The sequence below is a fragment of the Alteromonas sp. 38 genome, assembly GCF_902506055.1.
Taxonomy (GTDB): Bacteria; Pseudomonadota; Gammaproteobacteria; order Enterobacterales; family Alteromonadaceae; genus Alteromonas; species Alteromonas lipotrueae.
Map to the genome: position 1 here is coordinate 1,101,293 of NZ_LR733300.1, position 13,279 is coordinate 1,114,571.

Genomic DNA, 13,279 nt, shown 5'->3' on the forward strand with positions numbered 1-13,279 from the left:
GGATAAAAGGAGTTCCTTTTGAAACAGTTGGTTAAACATATTGTTGCAGGTGCAATGCTTGGTAGCGCACTAGTTAGTACTTCAGTAATGGCAGAACAAAAAATTGCTGTTGTTGACGTTCAGGGTATTTTTCAGGCTATGCCTCAAGCTGCTGAAATCCAAAACGCCATTCAAATGGAGTTTAAAGACCGTATCGAAGAAGTGAATCAACTTCAGCGTGATGGTCAGTTCTTTGCAGAACGTCTACAACGGGATGCAGCAACAATGAGCGCTCAAGAAAAGAAAGAACTTGAGCAAAAAATGTTGGCTGTACGTGAAGAGTTAGCAGAAAAAGCACAACCGCTTAAGCAAAACATTCAGCGTCGTAGCAACGAAGAACAAAACAAATTATTCAGCCTTATCAAGCAAGCAATTGATTCAGTTGCCGCTAAACAAGGTTATGACATTGTACTTAACGCAACGGCAACGCCTTTCGTAAAAGAACAATACGACATGTCAGAGCAAGTATTAGAGCAGGTTAGCAAAGTAAACTAAGGCAGTAATGCTTACAATTTTTCGCTAATTTCATCAGACCAACGCCCGAAAGGGGTTGGTCTGATTTGTTTTTTGCGCCTAACAGCGTATGGTTGCCGCCGTTTTAGTAATTTACGGCGAGTTTGTGACCATGAAACAGTTTTTAGGTCATGCTTGCACTATAGGAGATAGTTTTTGACCACTTCACTCAATACCATAGAAATCCAGGAAATTCTGTCGTTACTTCCTCACAGATACCCGTTCCTGTTGGTTGATCGAGTAACAGACTACGTTCTGGGTGAATCAATTAAAGCATATAAGAATATCACTTTTAATGAGCCTTGCTTTACAGGCCATTTCCCAGGCCGCCCGATATTTCCAGGTGTGCTTATTTTAGAAGCCATGGCACAAGCTGCTGGCGTTCTTGGTTTTAAGACCATGGGTAAAAGTGATAAATTGTATCTATATGCAGGAATTGACAACGCACGATTTAAACGTCCCGTTGTCCCTGGTGATAAATTAGAATTCGACATCGCTTTAGTAAAAGAAAGACGCGGCATTTGGAAATTCAAAGGCGTAGCGACTGTTGATGGCGAAAATGTTTGTGTTGCAGAATTTATGTGTGCAATAAGAGAGATAGCGTAACGTGATCCATCCTACTGCGGTAATTTCAGATAAAGCATCTATTGGCGAAAACGTCACCATTGGTCCATTTTGCGTGGTTGATGACGACGTGACAATTGGCGATGGATGCGTATTGAAGTCTCATGTGGTCGTTCGCGGCACCACCCGCATTGGCAAAAATAACACCTTCTATCAATTTTCATCAATTGGTGAAGACTGCCAAGATAAAAAATATGCCGGTGAACCCACTAAGCTTATTATCGGTGACGACAACGAGTTCCGTGAAGGGGTGACTGTTCACCGTGGCACTATACAAGATAACAGTGAAACGATTATTGGCTCTCGCTGCTTGTTTATGGTGAATTCACATGTTGCCCACGATTGTGTACTGGGTAATGATATTATTTTAGCCAATAACGTTGCTGTGGCAGGACATGTTCACATTGATGACTTCGTTATTGTGGGCGGTGCAGTAGGTATTCATCAGTTCTGTAAAGTTGGCGCTCACGCTTTCTTAGGCGCTGGCGGTATTATTCTTCGTGATACACCTCCTTTTGTGATGGTCAGCGGTACTAAGAATATACCTCAAGGCATTAACTCTGAAGGTTTGCGCCGCCGTGGTTTTGAGAAAGATGAGATTGCTGCGATTAAGCGGGCCTACAAAGTTATTTACCGTGAAGGTAACACGGTGGCTGAGGCGGTTGACATCCTTTTTTCACAAGAAGCAAGTTCTAGTGGTGTTGCACTCATGACTGAGTTTTTAAAGAACGCAGAGCGCGGTATCATTAGATAAATGAGCTGTTAACATGAGCCCGTTAAAAAGAGCGATAAGATGAGTAAACCTTTGCGTATTGCAATGGTGGCAGGCGAGCCATCTGGTGATGTGCTTGCTGCTGGCATGGTTGGTGAGTTAAAACGCTTATACCCTGATGCAATTATTGAAGGGATAGGCGGACCTAACATGCAGGCTCAAGGTTTTCATAGCCTGTTCGATATGGAAACGCTTTCGGTGATGGGGTTAGTTGAAGTACTGTCCCATCTACCCGCTATTTTAAAAGTCAAAAAAGCGCTGCTCGCGCATTTCTCTGCGAACCCGCCTGATATTTTTGTTGGTATAGACGCCCCAGATTTTAACCTGCGGGTAGAAAAAGAACTTAAATCCAAAGGTGTTAAAACCATTCATTACGTTAGCCCAACTATTTGGGCATGGCGTGAAAAACGGGTGCATAAAATTGCTAAGGCCGCAGGCCGCGTGTTGGGTTTGTTTCCTTTCGAGCAGCAGGTTTATGATAAATATGATGTGCCCTATACCTTCGTCGGTCACACCATGGCCGATGGTATAGCTTTAACGCCTGACCAACAAGCCTCGCGCAATACACTTAATCTACCTATCGAAAAATCGGTGTTAGCTGTACTACCCGGTTCTCGTCGTGGTGAGGTAGATACACTCCTCCCTATTTTTATCGACACCATGGAAAAGATTGCGGCGCAACGACCAGATATTGAATTTGTCATTCCCGCTGCCAATACGCATCGCCTTGAACAAATTAAGAGTATGTTGAAAGAGGCGAACAATGCCATTGAAAGACTGCCTATTCATGTTACTGAGGGGACGTCTCGAGACGCCATGATTGCCAGTGATGTTATATTGCTTGCCTCGGGTACGGCTACCCTTGAAGCCATGTTGTGCAAACGCCCAATGGTAGTGGCGTATAAATTGTCGCCAATAACTTATAGAATTATGCAGCGTTTGTACAAAGCGCCTTTTTTCGCCTTACCCAATTTGTTGGCCAACGAAGCGTTAGTGCCAGAACTGCTCCAAGAAGACGTCAACCCAGATACATTAAGCCAGCATGCCCTTACTTATTTCGACAGTGACAACACTGACTTAATTTCCCGTTTCACCGACCTCCACCATACGCTAAAATGCAATGCTGATAAAACAGCAGCACAAGCTGTAGTGGAGGAATTGTTTGCATAAGTTAATAGCCGGCGTAGATGAAGTTGGTAGAGGCCCACTTGTTGGGGATGTGGTAACCGCCGCCGTTATACTCGACCCAGCCAACCCCATAGTAGGGTTAACCGACTCTAAAAAGCTCAGCGAAAAAAAACGCATTGCGTTAGCGTCAGAAATAAAAGCGAAAGCACTTTACTGGCATATCGGGCGGGCCACCCCAGAAGAAATCGACACCCTTAATATTCTCCATGCTACCATGTTAGCCATGAAGCGTGCTGTCGAAGGCTTAGCGGTAACGCCAGACTTTGTTCGTGTTGATGGCAATCGCTTGCCTGATTGGCCTTATGCTGCAGAAGCTGTGGTTAAAGGCGATAGCTTACACGCTGAAATTTCTGCCGCCTCCATCATTGCCAAAGTAGAGCGAGACAACGACATGCTTGCACTTGATGAATTGCATCCTGAATATGGTTTTGCTGGCCATAAGGGTTACCCTACAAAAGCGCATTTTGAAGCACTCGCCATCCATGGCGTGATTGATGGTTATCGCAAAAGCTTTAAACCAGTTAAGGCACTACTACAAGAGATTCAATAATTATGTCCTCGCCTTTTATTCATTTACGCGTACACAGCGATTATTCCATGATGGATGGGCTTAATAAGGTTAAGCCCATACTCGGCAAAGTGTCTGAGTACAACATGCCAGCTGTGGCAATTACCGACCAAATGAATATGTGTGGTTTGGTAAAGTTTTATTCTGGCGCACATGGGCTTGGCATTAAACCGATTATTGGTACCGATTTCTGGGTTACCAATGAAGCCTTTGGCGATGAGCCTTTCCGCCTTACCTTGCTTGCCATGAATAACGAAGGTTATAAGAATATTACGGTTCTTATTTCCAAGGCTTATTTACGAGGTCATCTTGCGCACAGAGCGGTTATCGACCAAGACTGGCTGATAGAACATGCAGAGGGGGTTATCATTCTCTCTGGCGCCCAGCTAGGGGATGTAGGTGTTGCACTTACGAAAAACAACACCGGCTTGCTGGCAGAATCGCTAGCCTTTTATCAAACCCATTTTCCGGACAGGTTTTATCTTGAACTGATTCGTACCGGTCGGCCTGGAGAAGAAGATTATTTACATCGCGCAGTTGAATTTGCTGAGCGAGAAGGTTTGCCCGTTGTGGCAACCAATGAAGTGTGCTTCATTGACAAAGAAGGTTACGACGCGCACGAAATACGGGTATGTATTCATGACGGTTACACGCTAGATGATACACGCAGGCCTAAGCGATACAGTGATCAGCAATACCTTCGTACCAGCGAAGAAATGGTGGAGCTATTCAGTGATATTCCTGAAGCGATAGAAAATACGGTTGAAATCGCTAAGCGATGCAACGTTACGGTACGATTAGACGAATACTTTTTGCCCCAGTTTCCTACGGGCGGAATGACCACTGAAGATTTCTTGGTAAAAGTCTCAGAAGAAGGGCTTGAGCGCCGTTTAGCGTTCTTATTTCCTGATGAACAAGTACGTGCAGAAAAACGCCCCGAATACGACGACAGACTCCGTATCGAGTTAGAAGTAATCAATCAAATGGGTTTCCCTGGCTACTTCCTTATCGTAATGGAGTTTATTCAATGGAGCAAAGATAACAATATTCCAGTAGGCCCAGGTCGTGGTTCTGGTGCGGGTTCATTAGTGGCTTATGCCTTGGATATTACCGACCTCGACCCGCTTGAATTCGACTTGCTTTTCGAACGATTCCTTAACCCTGAACGGGTATCAATGCCGGATTTCGATGTCGATTTCTGCATGGATAGGCGTGATGAAGTTATCGACCACGTGGCCGAACTTTATGGTCGCCAAGCGGTATCGCAAATTATTACCTTTGGTACGATGGCGGCAAAAGCCGTAGTACGCGATGTGGGGCGTGTATTAGGTCACCCCTACGGCTTTGTTGACCGTATTTCAAAGCTTATTCCACCAGACCCTGGTATGACCCTTGAAAAAGCGTTTGCCGCCGAACCTCGTTTACCCGAAGTGTACGAACAAGACGAAGAGGTTAAAGACCTCATCGATATGGCGCGTATTTTAGAAGGGGTAACGCGAAATGCCGGTAAACATGCTGGTGGTGTGGTTATTGCCCCTACCACCATTACCGATTTTGCGCCACTATACTGCGACGATGAAGGTAATAACCCCGTTACTCAGTTCGATAAAAACGATGTTGAAACTGCAGGACTGGTTAAGTTCGACTTCCTTGGATTGCGCACGCTAACCATTATCCAGTGGGCCATTGATATGGTGAAGGAAGGGAAGGGGATCGACATTGATATCACCTCTATTCCTTTGGCGGACGCAAAAAGCTTCCGTACCTTGCTAAATGCGGAAACAACCGCTGTGTTCCAGTTAGAATCCCGCGGTATGAAAGAGCTAATTAAACGTCTTAAGCCGGATAGCTTTGAAGACATCATCGCACTAGTAGCACTATTTAGACCGGGGCCGTTGCAATCGGGCATGGTAGATAACTTTATCGACCGTAAGCACGGCAGAGAAGCCATCTCGTATCCAGACGCTGAATATCAGCACGAATGCTTGCAAGAAATTCTAGAACCTACCTACGGCATTATCTTGTATCAAGAACAAGTAATGCAGATCGCGCAGGAAATGGCGGGCTATTCCCTAGGTGGCGCCGATTTGTTACGTCGTGCTATGGGTAAGAAAAAGCCAGAGGAAATGGCAAAGCAACGTGGCGCGTTCGCTGAAGGCTCGAAGAACAACAACATCGATCCAGACTTAGCGATGAAGATTTTCGACTTGGTTGAAAAATTCGCAGGTTATGGTTTCAACAAATCTCACTCTGCTGCCTATGCTTTGGTGTCTTATCAAACCTTATGGTTAAAAGCCCATTATCCTGCTGAATTTATGGCGGCGGTAATGTCGGCCGATATGGACAATACCGATAAAATCGTTACCTTGGTTGACGAATGTAGTCGAATGGGTCTTGAATTATTGCCCCCTGACTTAAATGCGGGTAAACATAAGTTTACCGTGGATGAGAAAGGTAGAATTGTGTATGGCATTGGCGCTATCAAAGGGGTGGGTGAAGGCCCTATTGAAGCGATTATCGAAGCCAGAGAGAATCAAGGTGCGTTTAAAGATTTATTCGATTTTTGCGCAAAGATTGATATTAAGCGTGTTAATAAACGGGTGCTAGAAAAGCTAGTACTTGCGGGCGCACTAGACAATTTAGGTCCTCACAGGGCTGCACTAATGGCATCACTTCCCGACGCCATTGCGGCAGCGGGGCAGCATGCTAAAGCAGAATCGTTTGGGCAGTCGGACATGTTCGGGTTGCTCACTACTGAGCCTGATGAAGTAGAGCAAGCCTTTGCCGATGTTCCGTTATGGCCAGAAAAAGTCTGGTTGGAAGGTGAAAAAGATACCTTAGGTCTATACCTGACGGGGCACCCTATTAATCAATATGTAGAAGAAATTAGGCATTACACTGATGGAAGATTGGTTGACTTAAAACCCACAGGCAAAGAACAAATGGCTAATGCAGTGGGCTTAGTGCTTGGGGTTAGGGTAATGACCAATAAGCGGGGAAGACGCTGGGCTATTGTCACACTCGATGATAAAAGTGCGCGAATAGACGCTCGTTTTTTCCCAGATACCTTCGAACAGTATGAATCTATGCTAGAAACTGACAAAATATTGCTTATAAAGGGACAGGTCAGCTTTGATGATTTCTCTGGGGGCAATACAATCACCGCCCGTGATGTAATGGACATTGTTCAGGCACGGGAGAAAAACGCGAGAGCATTGGCGTTAAATGTTGAAACCCAGTTGCTTGAACCGAAAAAGATTAATCAAATGCAATCTATCTTGCAGGCCTTTAAAGGCGGAAGTTGCCCGGTGCATTTATTAGTAACGCATCCTGATGCAGAAGCACTGATTACGTGTGGTGCACGGTGGTTTGTTACACCAGAAGATCAACTTTTGCACGATCTCAAACAATGTTTGGGAGAAAAAGCCGTTTCAATCCTCTACCATTAATGGTTAGAGTTCGATAGATTGACTATCTCGCGTTGGCATTGACAAGCGCAGTACGAATAGGACATACAATGAGTATACAGTTTTTGGACTTTGAACAGCCGATAGCCGAATTAGAAGCAAAAATTGAAGAGCTTAGGTTAGTAAATCAAGGCGGTGAATTCGATGTTGGTATTGAAGAAGATATTAACAAGCTGCGCGGTAAAAGCGCAGAGCTAACAAAAAAGATTTTTTCTGACTTAGGCGCGTGGCAAGTATCGCAACTGGCTCGCCACCCTATGCGCCCTTATACGCTAGACTATATCCCGCGTATTTTTACCGACTTCGATGAACTAGCGGGCGATAGGGCATTTGCCGATGACAAGGCCATTCTTGGTGGTCCAGCTATGCTTGATGGCCAACCTGTGATGGTGATTGGTCATCAGAAAGGGCGTGACACCAACGAAAAAATTAAGCGTAACTTTGGTATGCCTAAACCTGAAGGTTATCGTAAAGCACTGCGTTTGATGAAAATGGCAGAGCGTTTCAATTTACCAATTATTACCTTTATCGATACCCCAGGGGCGTACCCAGGTGTGGGCGCGGAAGAGCGCGGTCAAAGTGAGGCTATCGCGAAAAATCTGTTTGAAATGGCTGAGCTTACGGTGCCAATCATTTGTACCGTTATTGGTGAAGGTGGTTCTGGTGGTGCGCTTGCTATTGGGGTTGGCGATCGTGTGAACATGCTGCAATACTCAACGTACTCGGTGATTTCGCCAGAAGGTTGTGCGTCTATTTTGTGGAAAAGTGCAGAAAAAGCACCATTAGCTGCAGAAGCAATGGGCGTAAGTGCCGGCCAGATTAAAGAGCTTGGACTAATTAATAGTATTGTTGAAGAGCCGCTGGGCGGCGCTCATCGTGACCACACTAGCATGGCTGCGAACTTAAAAGCGGTGCTTAAACAGCAATTAAGTCAACTTAAAAGCTTAGATACCGCTGACTTGATGGAAGAGCGTTATCAACGCCTTATGTCTTTTGGCTACTGCTAGTTAAACGAAGCGAGTAGAATGAGCATAGCAAGTGAGTGAGATTATAGATCACATCTGCGAGTCTATCACCGCAGCCCTTGCTAACACGTCATTTGAAGCGCCACCTCTTCTTGTTGTTGCTTACAGCGGAGGGGTGGACTCCTCTTTATTGCTTCACGCCTTGCATGCCTTTCGCGAGCAAATCTCTACACCTGTGCATGCCGTTCATGTACACCATGGGTTGAGCGACAATGCCGATACGTGGCTTAGTCACTGCCAATCTGAATGCGAAAAATTATCGATTCCGCTTACGCATTTTTGCATAACCGTCGACGATGGCGCTCGTAAGAGCCTTGAAGCTGAAGCCAGAGATGCCCGTTATAAAGTGCTACATGAGTTTTGCCATGCCCACAATGGGGTACTCTTTTTAGGGCAACACGCTGAAGATCAGCTAGAAACTGTACTGTTGCAGTTAAAGCGCGGTTCGGGGCCACAAGGGCTAGCAGGCATGGGCGCGTATCAATGGCGAAATGGAATATTTACCGTTCGACCGATGTTATCACTTCAAAAAGAGGATATCGTTAATGCCGCGACTCGACTTGATTTACAGTGGGTTGACGATGAGTCAAATGCAGATAATCGCTATGATCGTAATTTCCTTCGCAATCAAATTATCCCTGCGTTATCTAAGCGATGGCCACAGCTGTCTAAAACCGCATTAAGAAGTGCCCAGTTGTGTGCTGAGCAAACGGCTTTAGTAACGGAACAAGCTGAAGTATATCTTAGTCAGTACTTAGAAACAGATACCCAGTTAAAAGGCGCTGAGTTGCTTACCTTGTCTAAAAACTGGCAACGAGCCGTACTGCGTCAATGGTTTTCAAAGCAATCGGCGTTGCTACCTTCTCAAGCACAACTAACGCAAATAGAAAATATGCTAACGGCGAACCAAGATGCTACGCCTGAAGTGTCGTTTTCTTGGGGGAAGCTAGCAAGGTTCAATAACGACCTTTATTGGTTATCAAGGCGCAACACTCACATACCGCAAACCATGGATATCACAAATAGCGTCGACACCGAATTGTATTGGTTGAATGAACCACTAACCTTAAGGGTGGTGAATAACGCATTAGGCACAGTAACGATTAAAACTGGCGTGAAGGGACTTCGTGTAAAGCCAAAACGTGCACAGGTATCTAAGTTACTTAAAGATTGGTTTAAGCAATGGAAAGTCCCTACGTGGGAGAGAGCCGAAGTGCCTATACTCTTTTTAGATGATGAGGTGGTTGCGTTGGTAGTACATCAGAAGGTGGTTACCTTAAACACCATGCCATCGACATTAGCCGTTGAACTAGTGAATATAGACTAAAGTCTATATTCATGAGTAATAAGGTGACAGAGTCGGCAAATATTTGCCAGTGGGCAAAAGTGTGAAGTTACTTGATAGCAGCCGTGCCAACACAAGCTTATTTGCTTAGATATATTTAATATAGCTAATGTACGCAAAAGCGCATGCAGCTTCTGCTGCTATAATCGCTTAAGTAGTTATCATTATTTCGATGAGTCACTGGGGGTAATTTTCTTTCAGGCAGTTAACATCGTCACCGCTACTACCGTTGTCATCGAACGCGCAAGGAACGTGATTAAACGGGTATATGAACCTGTGACTTAAGCCGCTAAGTAGCTATTTTTGCCAGATTGCTTCACTTTATACAACGCAGCATCGGCGCGGTCAAAAAGCTGAGCGGTATCGTCACCTTCACGGTAAATAGCACCACCTAAGCTGCACGACACATTCATACGTCTTAAGTAACTTGATTGGTTAATGCTAAGTTGTATACGCGATGCAGCACATTCCAACTGAAATTGTGTTTGGCAATCTAAAAGGCAGCAGAATTCGTCGCCGCCAAATCGAAATGCTTCGTCTTCATCTCTTAGCACTTGCTGTAATTGAGACGCGACATGTACTAAAACTTTATCACCTTCTCGGTGACCGTGGTTGTCATTGACTGATTTAAAGTTATCTAAGTCAATGACTAGTAATGAAAAACCTTCCTCGTGACGCTGAGCCCATCCTAGTTGACGTACAAGTGCCTGATCGAAGCCTGAACGATTCCCCAAGCCAGTCAAAACGTCTTTAGTCGTCATCTGGTGTAGGCGTAAAAAAGATTGTGCTTGAGCTACTTGTTTAGCAAATAGTTCATGAAGTTGCTCTAATGCATTTCGTTCAGAGAGGGAAAGTGGCACTGCAAAATAATAATGTGCAGTAACAGATTTACCTTCCTGAGACATAACACCAGGCAAAGGCACTGCCACAAGTGTTGAAGATAGTTTGGCATTTCCGTATACCCAGCGAGAATCAATATCCGATAAGCTGAAACCGGCCAACGAGAAAAAAACGTTCAATTGGCGAAAGTAAATCTCGCCAAGTTGTTCTAATTCCAGCGTAGACAAAATCTCGCTGATAAAGGAGGTTATTTCACTGGCGGATAACGCCTGACCCGTGCTAGCAGGAGGATAAAAATTGTCATGTTGTGTGCTATCGTAGATAGTAGTAGATAAATCCACGGAAATGCCCCTTTAGCAATACGGAAAATATACATAAGTGGAAAGTGTCAAAATTTGCCGCTTATGCTAATTTGTTAATAGATATTAGCAATCTTGATGCCAATTCCGGTAATCTTGCTATGCTATATAAGCTATTTAAAATACATGGTCGCTAGGGAAGCAGTAATACTTTGATATACAGGAGTATTTCAATTCAGATGTGCGCTATTTTTAATCATTTTGAAATATCGAGACCTCAAATTAGCGGTAGGGAGAGGTAAAGTGAGTGCCGGTTTTTTGAACGTGATCGCATTAATGTTTATTGCCGTTTGTAGCGTGGCTGTTTTTAAGCGTATCCATTTACCGCCAATTTTAGCGTATTTGTTTGCAGGTATATTAGCGGGCCCTCAGCTTTTTGCGCTTTTCGCTCACCCTCAAGAAATGCATTTGCTAGCTGAAACTGGCATCGTTTTTTTACTCTTCTCACTCGGGCTTGAATTTTCCCTGCCGAAGCTAGTGGCCATGCGTTCATTAGTATTTGGCGTTGGTGTTGGCCAAATGCTACTGACCACCGCTGTATTTACAAGTATTCCTTACCTATTCGGGTTACCCATCAGCGCTTCCATTATTATTGGTGGAGCGCTGGCACTTAGCTCTACGGCTATCGTCATCAAACAAGCTACTGAAATGGGTATTCTTAATAACAGAAGAACCCAGTTGGCTGTGAGTATTCTGCTTTTTCAAGATCTTGCCGTGGTTCCTTTCCTTATTGCTATTCCGTTGCTGGCTCAAAGCGGCGAGGTGAGTATTGCGTTTGCCTTAGGTGAGGCTTTGCTAAAAGGTATATTCGTTATAGCGTTTTTAATGTCGGTAGGTAAGTGGGTATTGCCTTGGGTTTTTAGCGAAGTTGCCAAAACCCGCACCGATGAGCTTTTTGTGTTAACCACAATTTTAATTGCACTGTTGGCCGGAGGCCTAACCTATTACTTTGGGTTGTCTATGGCATTGGGGGCCTTTCTTGCGGGAATGATGTTGGGAGAAAGCCAATACAAATACCAACTGGAAGCCGATATTCGCCCCTTTCGCGATATTTTGATGGGGTTGTTTTTCGTTACCGTTGGCATGCAACTTGATATTAACGTGCTATGGAGCAATTTGTTTACGATTGTTCTGGGCGTGGTTGGGCTGATGGTTAGTAAAATTGTTATGGTAAGAGTGGCCGCTTCGTTTGTGAAAACCAACCCTCTGGATGCGTGGTCAGCGGGTATTAAGCTATGTCAGATTGGCGAGTTTAGTTTTGTTATCGCTGCATTGGCTACCACTTATGGTGTGCTTACCACTGGGCAATCTTCCCTCATTGTCAGTATGGGCGTATTAAGTATGGCGCTAACACCTTGGTTAATGAACAATAGCTTGGTATTGGCAAAGCGTATTGTGGCTAACAAGAGCGAGGACAATGCGCAAAATACATTAATAGTGGATAACGACTTAACTAACCATGTTGTGATTTGTGGCTTTGGCAGAGTGGGGCAATCTGTCGCTCGCATGTTAAAGATGGAAGGCATTGCATTTATTGCTATCGATATGGACCCAGTGCGTGTGCATGAAAGTAGAAATGCCGGTGAGCCAGTACTATTTGGCGATGCCAGTCAAAAAGATATTCTTAGTAGCGCTAATGTTGAAAATGCCAAGCTTATCCTGGTGACCTTCGATCAACCTGATAAGGCAAAGCAGGTTATTAGTGGTACACATCAACTAGTACAAAACGCAGATGTTATGGTGCGAACTAAGCGAGATTACCAATTAGAAAGTTTGTATTCTGCTGGCGCAAATCAAGTGGTGCCTGAATTACAAGAAGGTAGCCTAATGCTGATTTCTCAAGTGCTACATTATGCTGGAGTGCCTATGTCACGAATTCTAAAGCGTGTACGGGCGGAAAGAAAAGGGCGGTACGATCACTTGCATGGGTTCTACCCAGGGGAAACTACTGAAATCAGCTATGGCACTGAGGATAAACTTGAGTTCATACACGCTGTGGTGCTATCAGAACATGCAGCATGCATGGGAAGCAAAATTAAAGATATCGACTTTGCCAAAATGCGGGTGCGTGTACGTGGGTTAAGAAGAAATGGCACCGAGGTAAAAGACCCCGACCATGAAGCTGTGTTACAACCCCATGATGTGCTAGTTATTGCAGGCAAACCTCGGCGCGTAGAACGCGCAGAGAGAAAATTACTGGAAGGCAGCTAGCCGCCTGCAGAACGCTTTAGACCGTTCATGATAAAGATTCAGAGTACGTACACGCTTTCAAAAAGGCACTTAGGAAAGGCGTTTTACAAAAAGATTATGCAACTTTGTCTTTTTCCAAGTCGGCAAACTGTTTTTTCAAGTCGTATTTTTCATCGGTTACAATTTTTTCAAGCACAGAAACACGTTCTTTGAGTGAAGCGATTTCAGCTTGATAAGCTTCTGCTGCTTTGTCTGACGCCTTATTTGATTTTTTAGTTTTTGATGAGCCTGTGATACTCACAATAGCCCAAGCGATAATGGCAACAATAAAAATAGCGGTCAGATTCAT

General features: G+C 44.6%; 11 protein-coding genes. 9 read left to right on the top strand and 2 right to left on the bottom strand.

What is annotated here, in order from left to right; genetic code table 11:
* The first annotated feature begins 18 nt into the window (after positions 1–18).
* The 8 genes from FLAVO9R_RS04670 to tilS all read left to right on the top strand — a co-directional run bounded on the left by FLAVO9R_RS04670 (position 19) and on the right by tilS (position 9,523).
* Positions 19–534: an OmpH family outer membrane protein gene (locus tag FLAVO9R_RS04670; RefSeq protein ID WP_159529234.1), complete on the top strand. Its 516-nt coding sequence runs from the start codon at positions 19–21 to the stop codon at positions 532–534.
* Between the two features lie 174 nt (positions 535–708).
* Positions 709–1,158 carry a 3-hydroxyacyl-ACP dehydratase FabZ gene (gene fabZ / locus FLAVO9R_RS04675; protein ID WP_159529236.1) on the top strand — a complete coding sequence of 150 codons (450 nt, stop codon included), beginning with the start codon at positions 709–711 and terminating at the stop codon, positions 1,156–1,158.
* A 1-nt stretch (position 1,159) separates the two neighbouring features.
* Positions 1,160–1,930, top strand: coding sequence for an acyl-ACP--UDP-N-acetylglucosamine O-acyltransferase (lpxA, locus tag FLAVO9R_RS04680; RefSeq protein WP_159529238.1), 771 nt, complete (start codon positions 1,160–1,162; stop codon positions 1,928–1,930).
* A 39-nt stretch (positions 1,931–1,969) separates the two neighbouring features.
* The gene (gene lpxB / locus FLAVO9R_RS04685; protein ID WP_159529240.1) at positions 1,970–3,118 is read left to right on the top strand and encodes a lipid-A-disaccharide synthase; all 1,149 of its coding nucleotides are present in this window, start codon (positions 1,970–1,972) and stop codon (positions 3,116–3,118) included.
* Positions 3,111–3,686, top strand: coding sequence for a ribonuclease HII (gene rnhB, locus FLAVO9R_RS04690; RefSeq protein WP_159529242.1), 576 nt, complete (start codon positions 3,111–3,113; stop codon positions 3,684–3,686). The genes lpxB and rnhB overlap by 8 nt, the downstream gene beginning before the upstream one ends.
* A 2-nt stretch (positions 3,687–3,688) precedes the next feature.
* Positions 3,689–7,153 carry a DNA polymerase III subunit alpha gene (gene dnaE, locus FLAVO9R_RS04695; RefSeq protein WP_159529244.1) on the top strand — a complete coding sequence of 1,155 codons (3,465 nt, stop codon included), beginning with the start codon at positions 3,689–3,691 and terminating at the stop codon, positions 7,151–7,153.
* Positions 7,154–7,221: 68 nt separating this feature from the next.
* Positions 7,222–8,178, top strand: a complete 957-nt coding sequence (gene accA, locus FLAVO9R_RS04700; protein WP_013785174.1) for an acetyl-CoA carboxylase carboxyl transferase subunit alpha — start codon at positions 7,222–7,224, stop codon at positions 8,176–8,178.
* A gap of 31 nt (positions 8,179–8,209) precedes the next feature.
* Positions 8,210–9,523, top strand: coding sequence for a tRNA lysidine(34) synthetase TilS (gene tilS, locus FLAVO9R_RS04705; RefSeq protein WP_159529245.1), 1,314 nt, complete (start codon positions 8,210–8,212; stop codon positions 9,521–9,523).
* A gap of 299 nt (positions 9,524–9,822) precedes the next feature.
* Here tilS and FLAVO9R_RS04710 read toward each other — a convergent pair whose 3' ends face one another.
* Positions 9,823–10,722 (bottom strand): GGDEF domain-containing protein, encoded by a 900-nt coding sequence (locus FLAVO9R_RS04710; protein ID WP_159529247.1) that lies wholly within the window; start codon positions 10,720–10,722, stop codon positions 9,823–9,825.
* Positions 10,723–10,983: 261 nt separating this feature from the next.
* On the opposite strand from FLAVO9R_RS04710, the gene FLAVO9R_RS04715 reads away from it, so the two are divergent.
* Complete coding sequence (locus FLAVO9R_RS04715) at positions 10,984–12,951, top strand: cation:proton antiporter domain-containing protein (RefSeq protein ID WP_159529249.1); 1,968 nt, start codon at positions 10,984–10,986, stop codon at positions 12,949–12,951.
* 94 nt (positions 12,952–13,045) lie between these two features.
* Here FLAVO9R_RS04715 and FLAVO9R_RS04720 read toward each other — a convergent pair whose 3' ends face one another.
* Positions 13,046–13,279, bottom strand: a complete 234-nt coding sequence (locus FLAVO9R_RS04720) for a hypothetical protein (protein WP_159529251.1) — start codon at positions 13,277–13,279, stop codon at positions 13,046–13,048.